This is a genomic window from Pseudomonadota bacterium (assembly GCA_018823135.1).
In the GTDB taxonomy this organism is placed as follows: domain Bacteria; phylum Desulfobacterota; class Desulfobulbia; order Desulfobulbales; family CALZHT01; genus JAHJJF01.
The window spans coordinates 31,611-53,775 of sequence record JAHJJF010000106.1; the positions used below are offsets into that span (position 1 = coordinate 31,611).

General features: G+C 47.2%; 22 protein-coding genes. 9 read left to right on the plus strand and 13 right to left on the minus strand.

Features of this window, described 5'->3' with window-relative positions:
• The 8 genes from KKE17_11980 to KKE17_12015 all read left to right on the plus strand — a co-directional run bounded on the left by KKE17_11980 (position 1) and on the right by KKE17_12015 (position 7,482).
• A complete protein-coding gene (locus tag KKE17_11980; protein ID MBU1710715.1) occupies positions 1 to 1,197 on the plus strand; it encodes a hypothetical protein in 1,197 nt (398 codons plus the stop codon).
• A gap of 136 nt (positions 1,198 to 1,333) precedes the next feature.
• Complete coding sequence (nhaD, locus tag KKE17_11985) at positions 1,334 to 2,743, plus strand: sodium:proton antiporter NhaD (GenBank protein MBU1710716.1); 1,410 nt, start codon at positions 1,334 to 1,336, stop codon at positions 2,741 to 2,743.
• Between the two features lie 12 nt (positions 2,744 to 2,755).
• Positions 2,756 to 3,643, plus strand: coding sequence for a sigma-70 family RNA polymerase sigma factor (locus tag KKE17_11990; GenBank protein MBU1710717.1), 888 nt, complete (start codon positions 2,756 to 2,758; stop codon positions 3,641 to 3,643).
• A gap of 597 nt (positions 3,644 to 4,240) precedes the next feature.
• Entirely contained in the window at positions 4,241 to 5,380 is a 1,140-nt protein-coding gene (locus KKE17_11995) for a hypothetical protein (protein MBU1710718.1), read from the plus strand.
• Entirely contained in the window at positions 5,377 to 6,000 is a 624-nt protein-coding gene (locus tag KKE17_12000) for a cytochrome b/b6 domain-containing protein (GenBank protein ID MBU1710719.1), read from the plus strand. Before KKE17_11995 ends, KKE17_12000 begins: the two co-directional genes overlap by 4 nt.
• A 304-nt stretch (positions 6,001 to 6,304) precedes the next feature.
• On the plus strand, positions 6,305 to 6,724 hold the full coding sequence (locus KKE17_12005; protein MBU1710720.1) for a hypothetical protein: 420 nt from the start codon (positions 6,305 to 6,307) through the stop codon (positions 6,722 to 6,724).
• Positions 6,725 to 6,814: 90 nt separating this feature from the next.
• Positions 6,815 to 7,024 (plus strand): dodecin family protein, encoded by a 210-nt coding sequence (locus KKE17_12010; protein MBU1710721.1) that lies wholly within the window; start codon positions 6,815 to 6,817, stop codon positions 7,022 to 7,024.
• A 143-nt stretch (positions 7,025 to 7,167) separates the two neighbouring features.
• Entirely contained in the window at positions 7,168 to 7,482 is a 315-nt protein-coding gene (locus tag KKE17_12015; protein ID MBU1710722.1) for a transcriptional regulator, read from the plus strand.
• Between the two features lie 14 nt (positions 7,483 to 7,496).
• Here the strand turns inward: KKE17_12015 and KKE17_12020 are convergent, their stop codons facing one another.
• The 4 genes from KKE17_12020 to KKE17_12035 form a co-directional block, all read right to left on the minus strand.
• Positions 7,497 to 7,847, minus strand: coding sequence for a nitrous oxide-stimulated promoter family protein (locus KKE17_12020; protein ID MBU1710723.1), 351 nt, complete (start codon positions 7,845 to 7,847; stop codon positions 7,497 to 7,499).
• A 5-nt stretch (positions 7,848 to 7,852) separates the two neighbouring features.
• Positions 7,853 to 8,560 carry a hypothetical protein gene (locus tag KKE17_12025; protein ID MBU1710724.1) on the minus strand — a complete coding sequence of 236 codons (708 nt, stop codon included), beginning with the start codon at positions 8,558 to 8,560 and terminating at the stop codon, positions 7,853 to 7,855.
• Positions 8,557 to 8,817 (minus strand): hypothetical protein, encoded by a 261-nt coding sequence (locus KKE17_12030; protein MBU1710725.1) that lies wholly within the window; start codon positions 8,815 to 8,817, stop codon positions 8,557 to 8,559. Before KKE17_12030 ends, KKE17_12025 begins: the two co-directional genes overlap by 4 nt.
• Before the next feature lie 133 nt (positions 8,818 to 8,950).
• The gene (locus KKE17_12035; GenBank protein ID MBU1710726.1) at positions 8,951 to 11,524 is read right to left on the minus strand and encodes a fatty acid cis/trans isomerase; all 2,574 of its coding nucleotides are present in this window, start codon (positions 11,522 to 11,524) and stop codon (positions 8,951 to 8,953) included.
• 177 nt (positions 11,525 to 11,701) lie between these two features.
• Between KKE17_12035 and KKE17_12040 the strand changes: the two genes are divergently transcribed.
• Entirely contained in the window at positions 11,702 to 12,211 is a 510-nt protein-coding gene (locus KKE17_12040; GenBank protein MBU1710727.1) for a hypothetical protein, read from the plus strand.
• Positions 12,212 to 12,265: 54 nt separating this feature from the next.
• Here the strand turns inward: KKE17_12040 and KKE17_12045 are convergent, their stop codons facing one another.
• From KKE17_12045 to rpsU, 9 genes are all read right to left on the minus strand, one after another.
• Complete coding sequence (locus tag KKE17_12045) at positions 12,266 to 13,615, minus strand: sigma-54 dependent transcriptional regulator (protein MBU1710728.1); 1,350 nt, start codon at positions 13,613 to 13,615, stop codon at positions 12,266 to 12,268.
• A gap of 85 nt (positions 13,616 to 13,700) precedes the next feature.
• Positions 13,701 to 15,314 (minus strand): HAMP domain-containing protein, encoded by a 1,614-nt coding sequence (locus KKE17_12050; GenBank protein ID MBU1710729.1) that lies wholly within the window; start codon positions 15,312 to 15,314, stop codon positions 13,701 to 13,703.
• 297 nt (positions 15,315 to 15,611) lie between these two features.
• Positions 15,612 to 15,830 carry a hypothetical protein gene (locus KKE17_12055; GenBank protein MBU1710730.1) on the minus strand — a complete coding sequence of 73 codons (219 nt, stop codon included), beginning with the start codon at positions 15,828 to 15,830 and terminating at the stop codon, positions 15,612 to 15,614.
• A gap of 54 nt (positions 15,831 to 15,884) precedes the next feature.
• Positions 15,885 to 16,094, minus strand: a complete 210-nt coding sequence (locus tag KKE17_12060; GenBank protein MBU1710731.1) for a hypothetical protein — start codon at positions 16,092 to 16,094, stop codon at positions 15,885 to 15,887.
• Positions 16,095 to 16,135: 41 nt separating this feature from the next.
• Positions 16,136 to 16,372: a hypothetical protein gene (locus KKE17_12065; GenBank protein MBU1710732.1), complete on the minus strand. Its 237-nt coding sequence runs from the start codon at positions 16,370 to 16,372 to the stop codon at positions 16,136 to 16,138.
• 324 nt (positions 16,373 to 16,696) lie between these two features.
• Positions 16,697 to 17,320, minus strand: coding sequence for a site-2 protease family protein (locus KKE17_12070; GenBank protein MBU1710733.1), 624 nt, complete (start codon positions 17,318 to 17,320; stop codon positions 16,697 to 16,699).
• 375 nt (positions 17,321 to 17,695) lie between these two features.
• Positions 17,696 to 20,356 carry a CBS domain-containing protein gene (locus KKE17_12075; GenBank protein MBU1710734.1) on the minus strand — a complete coding sequence of 887 codons (2,661 nt, stop codon included), beginning with the start codon at positions 20,354 to 20,356 and terminating at the stop codon, positions 17,696 to 17,698.
• 500 nt (positions 20,357 to 20,856) lie between these two features.
• On the minus strand, positions 20,857 to 21,777 hold the full coding sequence (gene xerD, locus KKE17_12080; GenBank protein ID MBU1710735.1) for a site-specific tyrosine recombinase XerD: 921 nt from the start codon (positions 21,775 to 21,777) through the stop codon (positions 20,857 to 20,859).
• Positions 21,778 to 21,851: 74 nt separating this feature from the next.
• Positions 21,852 to 22,043: a 30S ribosomal protein S21 gene (gene rpsU / locus KKE17_12085; protein MBU1710736.1), complete on the minus strand. Its 192-nt coding sequence runs from the start codon at positions 22,041 to 22,043 to the stop codon at positions 21,852 to 21,854.
• Positions 22,044 to 22,165: the final 122 nt, after the last annotated feature.

Sequence of the window (22,165 nt, forward strand, 5' to 3'; positions counted from 1 at the left end):
ATGCAGGATTCAAAGCAACATCTTGAGATAATACGTGAAACCGTCCCGTTTCATGTGGACAACCTGGCGATGCCTTATGCTGAATTTGTGCCCCGCCTCTATAATTACTGTAAAGCGCTGGGTTTCCGTAAAGGGCTGATCATGCCTTCCAGGGCTTTTTGCTCTGATGAAAATCAAGGCCTGCCGATAATTCTCCTTACCAAACATTTCGGGTCATTTCCTTTCAACCACGGCCGGGTTGGTGGCATCGTCGCTACCAGTCGGCATGGTCCCCATGCACATCATGGTGAGGACTCGGTCATTGTTCAGGCAAGTCATGTTGGCTATGATCCTGATACTGGAATCTATGGCAGATACCGGCGTCCGAAAATGGAGACAAAAACGGCTTCGGTTTCCTGTGGGAAAATTACCCATGTGATTACTCCCTACCTCGATCAGTATAAATTTGCTCGTGATCGGATTTTTCTTCTCCGGGGCGAGAACGGTCAATACCTGATCAAGGTTAAAAACTCATTTGTTGATTTCGCCTCTCATCCGGTTAAAAAAGGGTTTTTTCTGCGTTTAGAGGATATTGCCAAATCAAACGGCAACGGCAAAATACGGCCGGTTGGATCTTACAGCACCTCGCAGACTTATGAGGTCTCGGATTCCTTCAGGGAACGGATGGACGCCGCCGGATATTCCTGGAAATCCGGGCATGGCGAAAAAATAGGTGACTTTCTGACCGCTGATTTGTTTGATTATCACGAAGAACTCCATGAAACCGATGATTCAATTCTGCTGGAGAGAAATCTTATTCAATTCATGCCCCAGATCGTCACCGCTAAAAGCCCGCAACTGCAAGCTGCATTGATTAATATACAACTCGAATTTGCCCGCGCTGTGGAATCTATTCGACGCGGCCAGGAATATGCCGGTAAAAATCTTCTTTATATTGCCGGCCTTAATATTGATATTTCAGAATATTTTGTGGTTACTCAAAATGCCTATCCGGCAACCACCTATTTTGTTCCCTGGGCCGCTCATATTCAACTCAAAGACAGTGATCCTGAAACCTATATTCATCCTCTGGAGCAGCAAGAGCTTTTTGATAAACTGATGGAACAGAGTGTCGACAATCCGGATCAGGTTAATCTGAAAGAGGAAATTGCCAAAATGATGAAAGCGCCGCGCTTTGATATCCGTTCGCCCGTATAGTCTGGTGGGTGATCGTGGAGTCCGTTCAATTACGGAAGGATGAAAATTTGCTGATTAATAAGAAGAGCTGTTTCGCTGATATAAATGAGTAATGATCCCCTATAGGAGGTAGAGAGTGAATCGTCTTTTACAAACTCTGTTTTTAGTGGCAGCAGCATTATTCAGTTTTCCGGGTCAGGTATTTGCTTCTGCCTCTGCTGAGGCGAATTTGAATCTTACTGCTCACGGAGTGGGTTACGCTGCTTTGGTTATTTTTGTTGTCGCCTATCTCCTGGTAATGGGTGAAGAGTTCATTCACATGAGAAAGTCTAAACCCGTGCTTCTGGCCGCAGGCCTGATCTGGGGGTTGATTGCTTATGTTTATGCAAGCCACGGGATGAATCATGCAGCAGAAGTGGCAGTGCGACATAACATTCTTGAATACGCGGAATTGTTTCTCTTCCTGCTGGTTGCCATGACCTACATCAATGCCATGGAAGAACGGCGGGTGTTTGAAGCCCTCAGAGTCCGGCTGGTGTGTGCGGGTTTTTCTTTGCGAAAGCTCTTCTGGATAACCGGACTGCTTGCTTTCTTCATCTCACCGGTGGCGGACAACCTGACCACAGCCCTTCTCATGTGCGCCGTTATTATGGCCATTGCCAAGGACAATCCCAAATTTATAAGCCTGGCCTGCATAAATATCGTAGTTGCCGCCAATGCCGGCGGCGCTTTCAGTCCTTTTGGAGATATCACCACCCTTATGGTATGGCAGAAAGGCATTGTTGATTTCTGGACCTTTTTTGCTCTGTTTATTCCTTCAGCCGTCAACTGGCTGGTGCCGGCGTTGATCATGAGTTTTTTTGTTCCAAAGGTGATGCCGACATCATGCGATATTAATGTCCATATGAAGCGCGGTGCTTTAGTTGTCATCGGGTTATTTCTGGCGACAATCGGCACTGCAGTGAGTTTTCATAATTTTCTGCATCTCCCCCCCATGCTCGGCATGATGACCGGTCTGTCTTATCTGAAACTGTACGGCTTCTATCTTAAGAAGACCCATAAAACGGCTGGTCAAGAATACAGAAGGCGTATGGGGGAAACTGATGAACAGTTGGGCGATATAGTCGCCTTTGATGTTTTCAGAAATATTGCGCGCGCCGAATGGGACACCCTGATGTTTTTCTTTGGCGTCATCCTCTGTGTCGGGGGCTTGGGGTTCATCGGTTATCTGGGCATGGTCTCCCATGTGATGTACACCGGCTGGGGGGCAACTCAAGCAAATATCATGGTCGGCATTCTCTCCGCCATTGTCGATAATATCCCGGTAATGTTCGCCGTGCTCACCATGAATCCCGAAATGTCGCAGGGCCAATGGCTGCTGGTGACACTGACGGCAGGGGTTGGCGGCAGTATGTTGTCAATCGGCTCTGCAGCAGGCGTTGCATTAATGGGTCAGGCCAGGGGGAAGTATACCTTTTTCGGTCATCTTAAATGGACTCCGGTCATCGCACTGGGCTATGCAGCGAGCATTTATGTGCATTTTTTAGTCAATGGCTCCAAGTTCTGAGAAAAAGACACAATGATTATTTCTCAGATTGCTGTTGACCTTTTAAAAGAGACATCACATCCGGCGTTAAGCAGATATCTCGAAGAGGTAGATCTGCATCCGGTTTTATCAAAGGACGAGGTTTTTGCTCTGGCCAAACAGTTCAAAGAGGATGAAGATCATGGCGCAGGGCAGCAACTGCTTTCCTCACACTTAAGGTTGGTGATCAAAATTGTCTGGGATTTTCAGGATTATTGGCAGGGTAATATTATGGATCTTGTCCAGGAGGGTAATGTTGGTTTGATTATTGCGCAGAGAAAATTTGACCCAAGTCGAAATGTGCAATTTACCACCTATGCCTTTTACTGGATATATTCATATATCAGCAGATATATTTTGAACAATTGGCGTTTGGTTAAAATCTGTACCGCCAGGTCTAAGCGACTCCTTTTTTTTCGTATGAGAAACGAAGCGAAAAAAATTGTTGCGCAATGTCCGATTGAATTCAGCAGGGTTCTTGCAGAACGGCTGGATGTTTCGGAAGTCGAACTTGAAGATATGATTCAAAGGATACATGGAGAAGATATTGCTTTTGAGGATTCACATGAAGTCCTCTCGGATATCGATCACCAGATTATGATGCAGAACGGAATTGTTCGGGAAGCAATGTCTGCTGATCTGGGAGTTAAAGCAAGGGTGAGGTCTGTAATAAATAAAATGGCAGGAGATCTTAATCAAAGGGAACAGGCTATTCTCAAGTTCAGGTTGTTGGGAGACGAGGTAAGCTCGCTCAGGGAGATTGGCGAGATGTTCCAGCTCTCCAGGGAAAGAATAAGGCAGATAGAGGATACTCTGGTTATAAAATTGGAAAAAGCTCTTAAACAGGAGTTTTCTGATTTGTGTTTAGAGCAAGGAATATGATCAGGGGCGTAAATACATAATTTTTCAACCTGTTAATCTTGTATAAAGAAAAACAGAATCCGAGCCACATGGCATTTGAGCGCTTTACTTCCTGAATTCATTAGGGAATTGCTGTATATGCAAAGTATGGGTACTCCGCCGGCGCGGCAAACGTGCAGGCAATCTCGCAGCTAAAGGAAGGTATCTCTTCAGGCTCGGGGGTTAAACCCGCCGCGGGGGCATGACTTTGAGCTTCCGGGATTGACATTGCTCTTCCTGTGCTATGCTGAATCAACGCGAAGAAGAGTGTGGAAAATATTTGTTAAACAAATCTTGACAATTGCGACTTGTATAATGACAATAAGATGCGAGGCAGGTAGATGTCGGTTAGGTTCTGGTCGGCTTGGACATATTGGATTTTGGGGAAAATCAAATGAGTCTTGGCGGTTCAGGCAAGCTTTAAGAACAGGAGTCGCATCTCATTAAGAAGTAATGATTCTTTAGATATTTTTACCGGGGAAGGACTCATCGCTAATAAGGGGAGCGTGAATATTGTCGGTTCAACTCGCTTCTATATATTAATTATCAACTTCAATTTTTTAGAGGAGGGGTAATGGCATGAAATTTCTCAAGGTAAGATGTTTGCTAATTGTGAGTATGGCAGTTCTCTTTGTCACTCTTGCTCCACCCTCCAGTTGTCTGGCAATCGGCAATGAGGAATGTATGGAGTGCCATAGTGATGATTCACTCTCCAGGGTCGAATCGGAGGGGATGAAAGTGGAGCTTTACATTAATCAGGCAAGGTTTGAAGTGTCTGTGCACAATGCCAATGATGTGGCATGTGTTGATTGCCATTCAGACATCGAGGAATTGAATTTCGACAATGAAGTGCCTCATGCGGTTTCGCTTGCAGTGGTGAATTGTGATAAATGCCACGAAGCGGAAGCGGAGGCATACATTGACAGTGTCCATAAAAAGGCGGGAGGAAAGGGCATTACCATTCCCTGCTATGCTTGTCACGGCTATCATTACGTGAGCCATCTGGAGTCGGAATCGGTTCTTGAAAGGGAAAACGGTTTCTGCCTTAAATGTCACAATCCCAATAAATTTCACGAATGGTTGCCGCAGATGGATACGCATTTTGCATTTGTCGAATGTACGGTCTGTCATGCCCCCGAAGTGCCGCGGTATGTGAATATCCGTTTTCAGGATCTCAAGACCAATAAATTCTTAAGCGGTGAAGAATTCCTTGCGGTTCTGGGGACCGATTCTGACGGTTTCATGGCCCTCGTAGATGAAGATAAAAATGAGATAATAGATGTCAATGAATTTGAAGACCTGGTCTTTTTGCTTCTTGAAAAAGACGTTCGCGGTACATTTCACGGAGAAATAGTCGTTGCCATCGAACCCATTGTCCATCATGTAAATCGGGGCGTCGCTAACCGGGCCTGTGAAATGTGTCATATGCCGACCTCGCCGTTTTTTGAAAACGTCCGGTTTTCACTGAGCCGGGAGGACGGGACTTCGCAAAACTACGTCGTTGAACGAAAGGTTCTTGAGACGTATTACATGAATCATTTTTATGCTCTGGGTGGAACAAGAATCAGGCTGCTTGATCAGATCGGCCTGGCATTGGTCGTTGGAGGAGCAGGTATTATTATTGCTCATTTGACCTTGAGAATATTAACCATCCCTGCAAGGAAGCAAAGAAAGCAAAAATCCCCTTTTGAACAAGAGCAGGACGGAGGTGAAAAATGAAAGCATCAAGTGAATTGATCTATATCCACCCGGGACCGGTGCGGGTATGGCATTGGGTAAATGCTTTGGGAATAGTCCTACTGGTGCTCACCGGCCTGCAGATCCGCTTTGCGGAGATCCTTGATTTTTTCACTCTTGAGGAGGCTATCAAGGTGCATAATTATGTAGGCTTCATAGTCATTGCAAATTACGGTCTCTGGGTGGCTTACTATTTTGGCACCGGGAAGATAAAGATTTATTTTCCCGATATCAAGACCTTTCTGCCCAACGTCATCAAGCAGATGAAATATTATGGAGGGGGAATTTTCAAGGGTGACCCAAATCCCCATGTAATGACCCCGGATAACAAATTCAATGCCTTGCAGCAGAAAGCATATCTTGGATTAATGTTTATCTTTCTGCCGGCCCAGATGATAACCGGTGTGCTGCTTTGGAGAGTAAAGGAATACGAGCAGTACATTAACATGCTCGGCGGTATAAAAATTGTTGATACCGTACATGTATTGCTCTTTTTCTTTTTTGGAGTCTTTTTGTTTGTCCATTCCTATCTTGCGACTCTGGGTCACACGCCCACAGCACACTTCAAGGCCATGTTTACCGGTTATGAGGAACATCATTAACCGGCAATACCCCCCCGGAAGGCGCAGGATAGTCCTCCTCCCCCCTGCGCCTTCCGTCTTTTGTTTCCTCGCTGGTTGTACTTCTTGTCCCGTATCTTTTTTGTCCTTATATGAATTTCCCTGGTTTTTATTTAATAATGATTATCGTTTGGTTATGAGATTGCCGATAAGGTAATTACAAGGCAATTTTTTAACAGAAGCTGTTTCCTCCAGACTTTGGTTGAGTCTGGTCGGCTGAGTGAAAAGAGTCTTTGCTTGATTAGGCAGAAGGGAAACAGCAATTCTCTCAGAAAGGGGGGAAGGAATGGATAAATATGAAAGCCTGGTGTTGCTGGCAGATCTTGAAAATGTATTCTGCGAATTAAATCATGGCAAGGATGCGGTTGTTGAAAATCACAGGGCCTGTGATTACATTGTTGTTCCTTTTGGCAGCAAGGATAGTAATGATGTAGCAACCTCTGTTCGTGAAATGGTGATTCCGGTATGCCGGGACTGCATTGATGCCTTGCAGGGTGATGAATGGACGCTGTTGTATTGTTTTGAATGTTCAAGCAGTCGCTGGGTTCTGCGGGAAGTTGCAAAGAATCAGTACCGGCACCATGTCCTCTGGCTCAGGGGATGCCCCGATTGCACCAGTAAGTTTGGCGGTATCTATTTTAATGATTTTCCTGAGGCGGTTGATGTCTCGCTTTTAACAAATATAAAAGTCCGCAACGCTGCCTGAACCATGTTTCATACTTGACAAACATCTTCACCGGCAATGATACTTCTCCATAAAGGCATAGTAACTGTTAACCTTAAAAAGGAGGGTGTCATGGCTGAAAGTTATTATAAAATTGTCGAGTTGATCGGTGCCAGCGATGTTTCCTGGGAGGCTGCAGCCAGAGGTGTTGTTGAAGAGGCGGCAAAAAGCCTTAAGGATCTGAGGATCGGCGAAGTCACCAAGCTGGATATGAAGATGGAGAACGGTAAGGTTGCCATGTTCCGGGCACGGGTGAGCGTTTCTTTCAAGTATCATTCCTGAAAACTATTTGGAATATGGGGCTTCGTTCTTCCCTGCACCATCTGCAGGCAACCGAGGTTTTTCTTGCGCTGAAAAGAACAAGTCTCTCCTGATGCGGTGGCTTGTTCTTTTCATTGCCAGCTGTCGCCTGAGATGAAAGAGAGATGAAGCAGGAATCAGACCGTGAACGTTTGCAGACTGTCCGACAGGAAATCGTCGACCTCCTTATGGCGAAAGAGATGAATGCACGGGATATATCACAGGAGGTCAGCATCCGGGAAAAAGATGTTTATAAGCATCTCGATCATATTGCCCGGACAGCAGTCACCCATGGACAAAAGCTTGTAGTTCGGCCAAGTTGCTGCTATGACTGTGGTTTTGTGTTTTCTGAGCGCAGTCGCCTCACCAGGCCTGGCCGCTGTCCTCAATGCAAAAAAAGTCATATAGCGCCGCCGGTATTTACAATCGGCCAGCGTTAACATTTAACCGGCAATTACTTCAATTTCCCGGGGCCCGGATTTTTTCTGAAACCGTCAAGCATGTGGCCGAAGGCAAGCAGGGGATGATGCCGGATCATCCGGGGTCCGGCATAGCGCATTACCTCTCGAATTTTCTGCCGCATTTCTGGTTTATAGCAATGGATCGGGCAATTGCCGCAGGTTGTTTTATTCTCCTGAAACGGGCAGTTTTTGAGGCGCAGTTTCACGTACTCAGCAAGTTTCTGGCATTCTGTGCAAAGTTCCTGTTTGGTTTTATGATGGTCCCGGCAATAAAGCTTGAGCATCAACTCAACGGTTTTTCTCTCTCTGTTCATCCGGGGATGGAGGGGTGTGTTGTTCTCCATGATACTTACCGGGGAAGTTTTTTGTCCGGGAATTGCAGGATCAGTTCGCCGGCAGCCTGAGGGTTGATCCCAATCCCCTTGGCGATTGCACTCCAGCTTTTGCCGTCTTTTTTGAATTGCGAAACCAGAGTTTCCGGATTTTGCTCACCGGCATGCGCCAGAATAAAAACCAGGGCAAGTTCCTTTTCATTCAAACCTGATGTTTTGATTTTTCGGATTGTTTCAATGGGGATCGAAAAGAAATTTGCAAGGGATTGATCAGCAACTTCTGCTGCGGCCTGATCCATTGAAATTTCTGATTTGATACTTTGAAGGAGCGGGTTTTTTTGTAATGATTCGTTCATGGCTGGATCAGAGATAATTGCTGACCAGCTTTTCCCTTGCTTACGTTGACTGAGGAGTTCTTTGAGGTCAACTCCGGTTGTTGCAGCGATTTTCAGTCCGATCAGCAAATCATTCTGCCCGACCCCCTGTTTCATTTTAAGCATGACAATTTCTTTTTTGGGGATGTTGAATGCCTTGGAAACAAAACTGTTAAAGGCTGTTGCCAGGATATAGTCGTCGGCAGCAAATGGTTTGGCAGGATTATAGGAGCGGTCTTTGAAGCAATGGCAATTGGTTGCTGATTCTGCCAAGGCTAAAGAGCCAAAGCCTGAAAATAGCAGAAGAACGGTAATGATCGAAATGGTGATTCTGGTTTGAGGTCGGTTCATTGATGTTTCTCCTCTTTCGCATTCATAAGTACAGGCTCAGGCTTTTGGGTATTAAGATAGGCATTGATCTCTTTTTCAATCTGTGATTCGGTTTCGTCCCCTAAAACATGAACCCTGACCACATCTTTTAACAGGCAAGTGCCAATTGAACATTTGGTGCAGCCGATACCGTATCTGTCCAGGATTTCGCCGATCTCGGCATATCTTCTAATAACATCAATGATTGGGGAATCTCCTAGATTATTAGGCAGTTCCATCTCTTCTGCTCCTGATTTGTTGGATTTTCCTTCAATATAAACGGATATGAACAGGAGTAAAATGACCTAGGTCAAGTGAATCTCCAGGAGTGAAAAAAACAGCGGACTATAGAATGTCAGCAGGAGCCGCTTATCAAAAGCCGGCAGGACAATCAGCAGGTAACGCCTCGCCGGTTTGATACTCCTTGCGGAGAGTAAAGAGCAGCCGATCCCAGAAAGATGGCGGTTGCGGGTCGTTGATGTAACGGTTCAGGTCAAAATAACCTGCCTCAAGCGGGCGGTCCTTCATGAAACGGTCATTGAAAAAGTCCGACATCTCCCAGAAGTCCGGGGCGGATCGTTTGATTCCGAATTTTTCAAAGAAATGTAAAAATGATTCCGGGGTGTCATGGGCAGCCCGAAACATTTTGAAAAACTCGGGCGCCTCCTCGAAATTCACCTTGAAAAAAGCATTGGGGTAGCTTCCGACAAACCCCTTCACCACATGAATGGTGTTTTTTGCCTCGTCCAATCGCAGGTCTTCACCTTTTATGAACGCGACGTTTTCGTGGTAGCGGTTGAGAATGACGGTGTAGACAAGGTCTTCACGGTTTTCACGGACAAAGCGAACAAAGGCCACATCGCCCTTGTCGGGCATGGCCCGGACAAAGGTCCCTGCAAGATGGGATATTTTGCGGAATTCATCGTCCAGATCCTGTTCGGTGGCGATAACCTTTGCCGGGGTGCGGTCCAATTGATCAGCATGGAAGTTTAACGGGTCATACTGGTATCCGATATCCTTACGCAGTCGCTGGTCGATAATCTGGGTGAAAAAGGTGTTTTTATACTGCATTGGATCGGTATTATTTCCCGGAAACAGGACCTGGGTGGGGGTCTCAGCATCGAGCATCACCATATCGTCAAGAACAAAAAGTCTTGAGAAAAAAGTCGGGTACCAGCTCTTCAGGATTTCAGCCCGGCTCTCAGGGGGCATGAAGTTCAGTAAAAGGAGCTCGGCTTCCTTTCTCTGGAGATCCATGTAGTTTCTGCCGCCCACCTGTTCTTTGATGTTGCTGAACACATTAAATCCGGCCACAAGGTTATAGTAGAGTCTTTCAAACAGAGGGAAATCAATAACCCAGCCGGTGCGGGGAAAGCCGCCCACCGGGCCTGTACTCACCGTGGCGCTGTCAAAGTGCCGATAAATGGTCAGAAAGGGGTTTGACTCACTGTCATCGCCGGCCCAGACATCTTCCAGTCCAAGGCCATTGGGATATTTTGCTTTATACAGTGCCGTGCGGTTTAAAATATAGCGGTTCCGGGCAAAGAGATAGGGCACATAAAACAGCCTGTCGTATCGGCCCCTGGCTTCGGTGGGCAGCTTCAGGTAGTCAATGTTGGCATTTAAATATTGTGGATCTGCAAGGGAAAGATCAGCATCTGGATCCAGAAATATCACCCAGAAATGGTCATTGATAACATTCAAGGCGAGCTGTCCTGTGCACACCGGGCCGCGGATAAATGACATAAAGAAATACTGGGAATCATCCAACAGGAATTGATAGCGGGAGCGGGCAGGGATCTGTTGAAATGTCCTGAAAGGATTTGCTGAACTGTCCGGCTCGTAACTGGGAACAATGATTTCATTGTTTTGCCATTCAGAGTCAAGAAAGAGTTTTCTGTATCGGTCCATCCGCGTATCATTGAGGCGGTAGAGGATGTGGGTTTTGAATACAATGGTGGAGTGGATTTTCTGGAAGCGGTAATAGAATTGGGGCACGCCCGGGTCATCGTAGGGTTTGACCGTGGGGATTTCATCAATGGGCGCAGGCCAGGGGGTGCGTGATCGCACCAGGAGAAAATAATCCCCGGGGATTTCATCGAAATGGATATGGGCCAGAAAGAGATGTTCATAGAGATAACGCGCCGTGGTGATCATTTTGGGTGTTGCCTCGTTGAGGAACTTTTCCCAGCGATTTATCACTTCTTCCCCTGTTGTACCATTGGACGGGGATTTCATCAGGCGATCTGTTTCCGGATCAGGTCCTTTGGCGCCGGCAGCAAGCCAGGCCCTGAGGGTCTCTTTTTCCTGTTTACTGATTTCCGGGAATCCGAAAGGCATCCCGGCGTGGGGATTTTTCTTCATGAACTCCTTGAGTTCGCCGTCGGTCTGAGAGCAGGTGAGGTCGCGAGCTTCAGAGTCGTAGGTCCCTTTGATCTCAGGGTTGCATTCCTTGAGGTCAAGCAGCTGATACATGAAAGAGTTCGGTCCAAGGCTCTGGTCTCCACCGGTCACATCGGCAAAACTCTGCTTGCGCCATTCTTCGGTGCTTTTCGCATCAATAAAAAGGCGGGTGGGCTGTAATTCTTGAATCCTGGACGCATTATAGACCCTTTTCTTGGTGGCGCCGCGGGCAAGGCCTTCAAAGGAGGTCATTTTCAGCTGGCAGGGGGAGTTGTAGCAGGAATGACAGGTAACGCAACGGCGATCGAGGATGGGCTGAATGTCTTTCTGATACTCGAGGGTTTCGCCTTTGGCTTTGAGAGCCGCAAGTTCCGCTGCAGGAATTTCAGGCTTGATGATTTCCGGTTCCAGCGAGCTACAGCCGAAGAAGGAAAAAGCAATCAGGATCAAAATGAAGATTTGGACATGCAAAGCAAAAGGTTTATGCCCGTTAGGGTGTATTCCTCTGAGCAGGTCAATGGCAGCCTTAAATATTTTTTTCATTGGCATGTCTGGTTTTCATTTTTGAGGAAGTTTAATAAAATGCATCCGAATTTTTTGATAAGGTTTTTTAGGTTAACATGCGTTACTTTGTATTTCAAAAAGATCATTGAAAAATGATTTGTTTTGATTGCTTAGGCAAGGTTAATTTGCATTAATTAAAACGAGTTTTTAGAAATTGTGAGCAAACAAAAATTGATAATTGGTGGCAGGGACAGCATTACGGTTACATGTCCTGAATGCCGGCACACCAAAAAAATACCGGTGTATAGTCTTATAAAGCGGAGCTTTAAGGCAAGATGTACCTGTGGTAATTTATTTGAGGTTGAAGTTGAGGGCAGAAAGAAATTCAGGAAGAAAACCGAACTGGATGGGTTTTTCGAAAAATTTCATCACCAGGAAGGTGAAAAGTTTCCTGTGGTACATTGGGAAACAACATTTGTTCACTTTAAAAAGCCGAATTGCCTGATTGAGAATATCTCAATGAATGGTATTGGCTTTAAAACATTGGTAGCGCATGAATTATCCGTTAATGATTATGTCCGGCTGAAGACACGTCTGGATGACTCGGCAAAGACATTAATCGAGAGAAATCTGCTGGTTCGTTTTGTCAGAAATAATTATATCGGCTGCATGGTGCTTGAAAGCGGCGGACAGGACAACAAGCTTGCCTGGTATATGCTTTCGTAAAACCTTCCGGCAAAGTTGAAAAGAGCTGAGCGCCCGACAACATCAGGGGTTGTGTCAGTTTTCCAGATTGTATTTTTCTATTTTCCGGTACAGGGTGCGAAGCCCGATGCCGAGCTTTTTAGCTGTCTTGGTTTTATCGCCGCCGGTTTCATCAAGAACCTGGACAATCGCATTTCTTTCAAGCTCCTGGAGCAGGCCGCCCTCCATGTCGGTGTCGGCGTCAACGGTTTTGTAGGCGAGGTATTCCGGGATCGACTGGATATCAATTGTGTCCCCTCTGCTCATGACAACGGCGCTTTCTATGCAGTTAATGAGCTCGCGGATATTTCCCGGCCAACGGTAGTCTTCCATTAATTGCAGAACCTCTTCGGTTATTCCGGTGATCGGTTTGCCGTGAAAACTTGAAAATTTCTCGATAAAGTTTTCAACCAGCGGCTTGATATCGCCTTTCCGTCTTCTCAGGGGGGGCATTTCCATTTTCACGACCCGCAGCCGGTAATAAAGATCATCCCTGAATTTCCCTTCCTTGATGAGCTGTTCCAGGTTTCGGTTGGTTGCTGAAATGATCCGCACCTCCACCTTGAAGGTCTTTGTGCCGCCAACCCGCTCAAAGGTTTTTTCCTGGAGGAACCGGAGCATTTTGACCTGGATCGACATGGGCATGTCACCGATCTCGTCAAGAAACAGGGTACCGCCGTCAGCAAGCTCAAACCGCCCCTTTTTGGTGGAGACCGCACCAGTAAACGCCCCTTTTTCATGGCCGAAAAGTTCGGATTCCAGCACGCCCTCGGCAAAGGCGGTGCAATTCACCTTGATAAACGGCCCATGGGCCACCGGGCTGTTATAATGGATGATATTGGTGATCAGTTCCTTGCCGGTGCCGGATTCGCCCTCAATGAGCACCGTGGCCCTTGTTGCGGCAACCTGCAAGGCAAGCTCGGTGATTTTTTTCATCTCCACGGAATTGCCAATCAGATTGAGCTCCGGCTGGCTTTCCTTGATTCGTTTCTTGAGGAAGATATTTTCTTCCTTGAGCCGCTTGTTTTCTAAAGTTTTTTCGATGAGCAGCATGAGGCGGTCGATGTTGATCGGTTTGGTTATGTAATCATAGGCGCCCAGCTTCATGGCCTGCACCGCGGTCTCGATGGTGCCCTGGCCGGTGATGAAAATGACCGGGTAAGGATTTTCCCGCTTATTGATTTCTTCAAGAAGTTCGATGCCGGTCATCCCCGGCATATCAAGGTCTGAGAGCACCAGGTCAATCTCTTCTCTGGCAAGCACCTTCAAGGCATCCCGGCCGTCCTCGGCAGTAAATGTCGTATAATCATCCTCCAGGGCCATGGACAAAGTCTGCCTGGTTATCTGGTCATCGTCGACCACGAGTATCGCTATATTCTTTTCCATAGTTTTTTTATGTGTCTCGTAATCCTTGGTGGTCAAGGAAGGGGTTTTTCCTTATCGGCCGGGTTGAATGGCTGAATCTGGATATTCAACCCTCTTGCTGGAGCTGTTTGTGGTTAAGGTCGAGGGTCGGCAGGACAATTTCAAAAATCGTAAATTCCCCTAATTCGCTGAAGCAGCTTATCCAGCCCTTCTGGTCTTCAATAATTCTTTGAACAATGGATAAGCCGAACCCCAGGCCCTTTTCCTTTTTAGTGAAGAACGGATCAAAGATTTTTTCAAGATCTTCCTTGGAAATGCCGGTACCGGTATCAGCAATAGTTGTAATAATGTACTGTTTGGTCTGGTGGGTGCCGATAAACAGCCGGCCGCCGTCCGGCATCGCCTGGATGGCATTGACGCAGAGATTGAGAATCGCCTGGGTCATCTTCTTGGCATCAATCATCGAAAGACCGTTGTTGTCATCCAGGGAAAGCTCGATGGCGACGTTGGATTTCTCGGCGTTCTGATTGATCATCTGCGCCACATTGCGGATAACCTCGTTGAGGTCGTTTTCCTTGAGCACCGGCGAGGAAAACCGCGCGTATTTGACAAATTCTTCAAGGATTTCATTGATTCTGACAATTTCACTGTCGATGATGGCGGTAACGGCAAGCATGCCGTCTTTGGCGGCATCATCCTGCAATTCGCTCTTGTTGATCTTTTTGGTGAGCAGCTGCAGGTTCATATACAGTGAATTGAGCGGCGTCTTGATCTCGTGATTCACCGTGGTGGCGATCTGGCCCAGAGTGGCGATTTTTTCCATGCGGATCAGATCGACCTGGGCCTTTCGCAACGATTCGTTTGCCGCCCGCAGTTCCGAGGTCCTTTCCCGGACCTGGCGTTCCAGTTCCAATTTAAATTCTTCCCGTTGTTTTTCGTGTTTTTCAAGACGTTCGGTCATGACGTTGAAGGAATCATAAAGAGCGCCGATCTCCGTTGCTGATTTGGTTTGAACGCGGATGGAAAGGTCGCCGTCTGCAACCTTCTGGGTGGCAAAGGCAAGATTTTTTATGGGAAACACCGTGTTCCGGGTAAGGATGATATAGCCGACAACCGAGGCAAGAATGCCAACCAGGGCTGAGACCAGGTAGAGCAACAGGATGAAGTACATTTTATTATGGGATTCATGGACCAGGACATTAATGATTTCAAAATGGATTTTATTAAGTTTAACCGCCTGGTTCTGGATGGCGCTTGCGTGGCGCTCAAGTTTAGAAATAGAGGTTTTGTCAAGTTTGCCGGTTTCGGAAAACGTTTTGTGGATGGAGTTGATTTCCTTGCGAAGGCCGGCGAAATCTGCAAGCATCTGCTCCAGGATCTTTACCTCTTCTTTATTGTGAGGTTTGGTGCTTGATTCTTCTTCGGCTTTATAGAGCGACACCTTATTTTCGACGTCGTCGACAATGTTGATTGCATAATCCAGATAGTATTTATCAATATTGATGATTGCCTGGTGGATGGCAAAAATCATCTCATGGGTTTTATTGTTGATATCATCGGCGCGGCTCACATTGCTGCTTTCATCCTCAAGCTCGGTGATATTGTGGACGATGTCTTTGACCATCAGGATACAGACCCCGCCAAGGCTCAAGATCGCAAAGACATTGAGAAAGAAGGCGATGATGATGTAATTTCCCAGTTTTTTTCTGGCTGGTTGCATTGCGTGTTTCGAGTGGTCTGTGAGAGTTTTAGTGAGAAGTACCGTATCCGGATGAAGTAAAGGTAAATTATTTTAACGGTTTTGGAAAGCCTTCAGTGTTTCAGGCGAATACGGTAATGGAATCGCAAGGCAAATATGTTCGCCGGAAAGTTGATAAAAAAACCGCTGCGCCGGTATGGAGCCGGGACAGCGGTTTTTTAGAAGTTATGTGACTGCCGCAGATTATCGGGCGAGGGAAGCATCGTCCTCCTGTTGACGAAGGAGACGCGGTGCCATGAGACCGCAGCTTACAAGAGATTACATGCCGGCCAGGGCTGAGAACCATCCTTTGATCATTGCAACCGGTCCGGTGCTGATGGAGGCGCCAACAAAGCAGGCAACCGCCCAAAGACCCACCAGAGCAGCAACTGAGCTCATGGCAATGAGGCTTCCCTTTGAAATTGAATCGACTCCTGCCTGGGTTCCTTCATTGGCGCGGATTTTAGCCTGAATTTTGGATTTGATCATCGTGCTCATGTATAATCTCCCGGTTTTGTGAAATTTATTATTTAAGATTGTGAAAAATCGTTATTACATTCCAGCCACTGCCGAGAACCATCCCCTGGCTAATCCTAATGGTCCTGCGGTGAAAGCTGCAGTGATGATACAGGCTACAGCCCAAAGTCCGATCAGTGCTGAGGCGCTGCCCATGATGGCAATGCTGCCCTTGGTTACTGCGTCGATTCCGGCCTGAGTTGTAATCGCTTCATTTGTCTTGGTTCTTGTTGCTGTGGTATTCATGGTGTGCCCCCGATATTTTTTTAAAGGTATTGTTTGTTTAATTACATGCCGATGATTGAACTGAACCAGCCGCCGAAGACGCCTGTGGGGCTGCTGCTGCTCATCATCGCTCCAACAAAGCAGGCAACCGCCCAAAGGCCGATGATTGCGGAAACCGCGCCCATGAGAATGATGCTGCCCTTGGAAACTGCATCGATTCCGGATTTTGCGGAATCCGTGGTTTTGGTATTAACGCCTTGCCTGGTGATTGTTTTTGCTGCGGTGTTTTCTGTATTCATTTTCTTTCCCTCCATCTGGGTCGGATAGTTAGTGTCGCTCTTTGCTTGATTATATTGCCAGAACCGTGCCAACAGTAATATTCCCTTTTATATCAGTGTGTTAAGTTTTTTGCGTGTCGATCTGACTGCCATAATGACATGGTGTTTTGTCAAAATGGCAAAAAAAAATCCTTCCTGAATTAATCCCGCTGCCTTCAAATGCCAAATCAAATCGACAAATTGCCGGTGCTATACCCGTCTGAATTGGAACACGCAGGATTCAGCCGATTATGGATATGACTTTTTGGGAAAGAGGCGAAAAAAAGGAACCGGACGCATCGGGGTTTATCCGGCAATGATGCCGTGGGCAAAGGTGATGATCGGCCGGATCAGCCTGGGGAGGATTCCGGTATAAAAAAGGATCAGGAGGACAATGAATCCGTAGCGATCCACCCGGGCATAGGAGCGGGCAAGACCGTCGGGAAGCAGGCCCATGAGAATCTTGCTGCCGTCAAGGGGCGGGATGGGTACAAGATTGAAGACGCCGAACATGATATTAATCCAGATGCTTGCCGCAACCATATTCAGCAACGGCCACAGAAAAAAGTTTGGAATCAGCGGTGCGGCAAGACTCAGGACTTTTGCGAGAATTGCGCTGGCAATGGCCAGCATGAAATTTGCACCGGGTCCGGCAAGGGAAACCCAGAGCATGTCCTTTCTGGGATTTTTGAAATATATCGGGTTCACCGGCACCGGCTTGGCCCAGCCGATTTTCATGATGAAAAAACAGATGGTGCCGATGGGGTCCAGATGCTTGAGGGGATTCAAGGTGAGGCGTCCCTGATTATATGCCGTCGGGTCGCCGAGACGGTAGGCAACGCGCCCGTGGGCGACTTCATGGACTGTGAGGGCGAGCAGAAATGGCGGGGCAAGGATAGTGAGATCCCTGATAAAATTTTCTATATTCATATGTTATGGATCCGTATGACCGTTTTGATTTCGTTGATTGGTTAAGGGAAACATGAATTATCGTATGCGGCTTTTGTGAATTTTGATAAAACCGTAAACAGAGTGATTTCATTTTGCAGCCGTTTTATGATGTTCCGGCTCGGATGCTTCGGCTTTTCCGAACTTCTTCGCTGGCCGACGAAATCCCGCCTCCCGGAGTCGTTGCTTACCTGCGGGTTCGTCGATGCGTGACTTCCTGTCACGCCCCCTTCGGGCCTGATCGTTTCGAAATTCGGGCCGGGCGCAAGTCACCTCCACAGCATAAAATGCCACAGCTTTATGGGGAGCTCATGCCGAAAATGGTGTGGAGCCCCTGTGTTTTTGTTCTTTTGAAAATTATTCTGTCCCCGTGGGCTTCCCGGCATAATCAGCCAGAGGATACAGCTCCTTGATCATGGAGCGTTCTTCTTTGCGTGTTTTGACCAGGCCGTCAAGTTTAGCCTCAAGAACATGATTGAGGATTGTCCGGTAGATCGGTCCGGCAGGATACCCCATTTTTTTAAGAACCGCACCGGTTGTAAAAGTTTTCATGTGGCGCAGCGTGGTAAAGTAATGGGAAATCAGTTTTTTTGCAGATTTCTTTTTGGTTATCCCCATGAGGTAGAGCACACCTTCATGACTCAGATCATGCAGCAGCCAGTATGCCTCGCTTGCCCTGAAAGGCGTCCGGCGGTGGAGTGACTGGTCGATTTTGTACACGTCGCTTTTTTCTTTGATCAGGATCTGGCGGTATTTTTCCGGCACTTCAAAATTAATGCAAAAAGACAGGACTTCATTCATCGGCGTTCGGGCGGTGAGCGCCAGCAGGTAGACCATCCATAGCTGGCAGGGTTCATTGAGATACAGGAGTTTATGCCAGGCAATGGCTTTCTGTGTGTCGTCCAGTATGTGTTTGAGGCGCTGATCAAGCTTGAGAGTCGGGCTCAGGAATTTCAGCAGATTGAATTGATTCAGGCGGTTTATTGCCGGCAGAGGGTCTTCTTCCGAAAGAATCAGTTGCAGCTCGCCAAAGAACCTGCGTCCGGAAAATCTGTTGAACAGGTCCATGCGCACGGCATTCTTAATGAGTTTTTCCGTATGCTTTCCAAGGGTAAACCCCATGCGCTGCTCGAAACGGATTGCCCGGAAGATCCTGGTCGGGTCCTCGACAAAACTCAAATTGTGCAGGATTCGAATCTGACGATCCTTGAGGTCGCTCTGGCAATTGAAAAAATCGACCATGATGCCGAATTTTTCAGGATTCAGATGAATCGCCATGGCATTGACCGTGAAATCCCGGCGGTAAAGGTCAAGTTTTATCGATGAGAGTTCCACGGTGGGCATGGCCGCGGGATAAGCATAATATTCAAGCCGAGCCGTTGCCACGTCAATTTTGAAACCATCCGGTAATTTGACCACGGCAGTGCTGAATTTTTCATGAATTCTCACCTCACCGCCAAGATGTGCGGCAAGTTTTCTTGCAAAGTCGACGCCGTCTCCCTCAATGACGATATCCAGATCAAGATTGTCAACATGGAGCAGCAGGTCCCGGACAAATCCGCCCACGGCATAGGCCGCGCAATTGTTCTTTTTGGCAACTTCGCCGATGGTGCGGAGCAGGATGATGATATCTCTGGAAAGGGCTTCCACCATGAGGCTGTTGAGATTTCTGTTCCGTTCCGTGGACGGCTGATCGTTTTCCGAAAGCAGATTTTTAGGAAGCCGGGCAGGATCATTGACCAGGAGATTGAGCAGGTCGGTGCGGGTGATTACGCCCATGATTCCCTTGTCTGAGACAACCGGGATGAATCGCTGGCGATGCTCGATTATCAGTTCCTCAATATCCGAAAGAGAGGATGACGGCGGTAATGTCACAAAATCAGTGCTCATGTATTCAGACACCGGCAGGTCGCCTAAGCCGTGAAAGATGGCCTTTTCAACAACCCGGCGGGAGATGAGTCCGAGAATTTTCTTTTTGTCCTTGAATACCGGAAGCACTGTGATGTTGTAGCGGGTGAGTGTCTGGTTGGCATCTTTGATCGGCACATCAGGCTTGACCGAGATAACCGGTGAAGACATGAGATCCCGGGCAAAACTTTCCGGGCTGACATGTTTGTGAAGCAGTTGGATGAGTTTTTCTTCCGCCTCGATGAGTGTCATGTTCTTGATGGTTGCCGAAGCTGCCGAGGCATGCCCGCCGCCGCCGAAATCCAGCGCTATTTTTCCGACGTTTACCTCCGGAATCCGGCTTCTGGCGATAAGATAAATCCGATCGTCCATCCGGGCGATGGCAAAAAGCGTGTTGAGATTTTCCATCACCAGAAAGCGGCGGACCAGCATGGCAAACTCGTCGACGTAGTCGGGTACGGAAATTTTGGCGACAACAATATCGATTCCCCTGATCGTATAGGTTGTGGCCGAGCGGATCAGTTCGTGCAGAAGAGAGACTTCACCGGTTGTGAGCTCCTTGGCGACGAACTGGGATATTTTGTGAAGATCAGCGCCTTTTTTCAGGAGCCAGGCCATTGCTTTGAGATCATCAGCAGTGGTTGAGTCAAAGGTGAATGAACCGGTGTCTTCATGAATGGCCATGGCCAGAATAGTTGCTTCTTCAGGGGTTATTTTCGTGCGGTTTTTTCTGAACAGATCGGTAAGGATTGTCGAGGTGGAGCCCACCGGGCGGATCACCTCATAATCACCCTTGATATCGCCCGGGGCATCCTGATGATGGTCGAAAATATGCACCTCGACTCCTTCTTTATCAAGGAGTTGCTGGAAATTTCCGATTCTTTTCGGCTGGCGCGTATCAACAATGATCAGTTTGGTAATCTCGTCAAGATTGATATTTTTGAGCCGCTGTACACCGTAATAATGGATTGATTCGACGAAGAAATCCCGGAGGTTTTTTTCCTGTGAGCCGGAAAAAACGCACACCGCATCCGGGTACAGTTTTTTTGCCATGACCATTGAGGCCATGGCATCGAAATCGGCATTGAGATGTGTGGTGATTACTTCCATGTATTTTATTATTACTAATTAGTAGGTATTATAACGGGCTTCCCCTGGCACTAAATCAGCTGTGTTATCAACATGTTCACGCACTATTAGTACCGCGAACACATTTCTTCCTTGCATCTTCAGCACCAGTGAAAACCTTTCGTGGAGCCGTTTTGATTAATTGAAATTTCATAAAACCTGTCTGGAATTTCCAAGGCGTTAGCTAATGAATATAAGGTAAAGCATGCAGGGAGAATTCACAAATAAAAACAGGAGATTAACCGCAAGATCTATTCTATGCAAAAGGAGATGGCATCTGACGGTAAGAGAGTCACCTGATTTACGCCGGATAGCCGCAATACCGTTCACTTAAGGAGATTGAGAGTTTTTGAATATCGAATATCGAACGTGGAGCCGCAGAATTTTGAAGTAAAATCCGTTCATTCGACATTTGATATTCCTCGGAGTCTACGCTTTCCTGGTCGATATTCTGCGGTTCGATCAAATGGACAGTATTACGGCTAGCCGCGGGGGTGAAACTTCTGGTGAATAGATTTCAGGCGGTTGCTGTCAACATGGGTATAAATCTGGGTTGTGGCAATATCCGAGTGTCCCAGCATGAGCTGGACAGAACGAAGGTCGGCGCCGTTTTCAAGCAGGTGCGTGGCAAAGGAGTGCCGAAGCACGTGAGGGCTGATTTTTTTCCTGATCCCTGCGCGGGTGGCCGTTTCCTGGATGATCTGCCAGAAGCGCAGCCGGGTCATGGCCGTGCCCCTCTTGGTGACAAAAAGAAAATCGCTGTGCCGGTGGTTTAATATCCGTCCGCGGCCGTCTTCAAGATAGATTGTAATTTTGTCCCTTGCCTGTTCGCCAAAAGGGATCAGGCGTTCCTTGCTTCCTTTGCCCAGAACCCGGAGATGTCCGGCCGTGATGTTTAATGATGCAACCGGCAGCTTGACAAGTTCTGAAACACGCATGCCGGAGGCATACAGCAGGTGGAGCATTGCGGTATTTCGTAAATCCAAGGGGATTCCTGAATCAGGCCCTTCAAGAAGAGTTGAGACTTCTGTTATGGTAAGGACCTTTGGCAGGGTGCGCTTGGGTTTGGGCAGATCGATAATTCCGGTGGGGTCTTTTGTGATTATTTTTTCGGCAAGCAGAAAACGAAAAAAAGCACGAAGCGTTGAAACCCTTCGTGCCATGCTGCGGGAGGAAAGGCCTTCTTTATTGCAACTCGCAAGAAAATTCCTGATATGCCGGGTTTCAACTTTTGCCGGATCATGGATGCCGGCATTGGTCATGGAAGCGATAAAGAAATTGATATCTGAATGATACGATGAAAGGGTGTTTTCAGAAAGGCGGCGTTCCGCGGCCAGATAGTGGAGAAATATATCCAGGTTGGATTTGAAAATCTGGGTGGATTTGCTTTGGGAGGCTGACATATCTCCCTTTATATACTATCAGAGGAGAAAGCAGGAATAGCTTTTCCCCGCATAAAACGGGGAAAAGCGTGATATTAGTCTCTATCAGAGCGGAGTTTGAGTTTGCGAATTTTTCTTTGTGCTTCCGCTGCTTTGCGACGACGCTTGGCACTGGGTTTTTCGTAAGATTCCCGTCTTTTCAGCTCTTTTTTAACACCGTCAAGCTGGAGTTTTTTCTTAAGAATCCGTATCGCCTGTTCAATATCTCCCTTAACTTCAACTTCGATCATGGTAACTCCAATAGTATTTATTGATTGTCAATTTACTAATTTAATAGTGTAACGCCTTGCCCTGCATTGTTTTTCGATGATTGCCATTCTGGAAAATGTAAAGACCAAGTCAGGCGGCA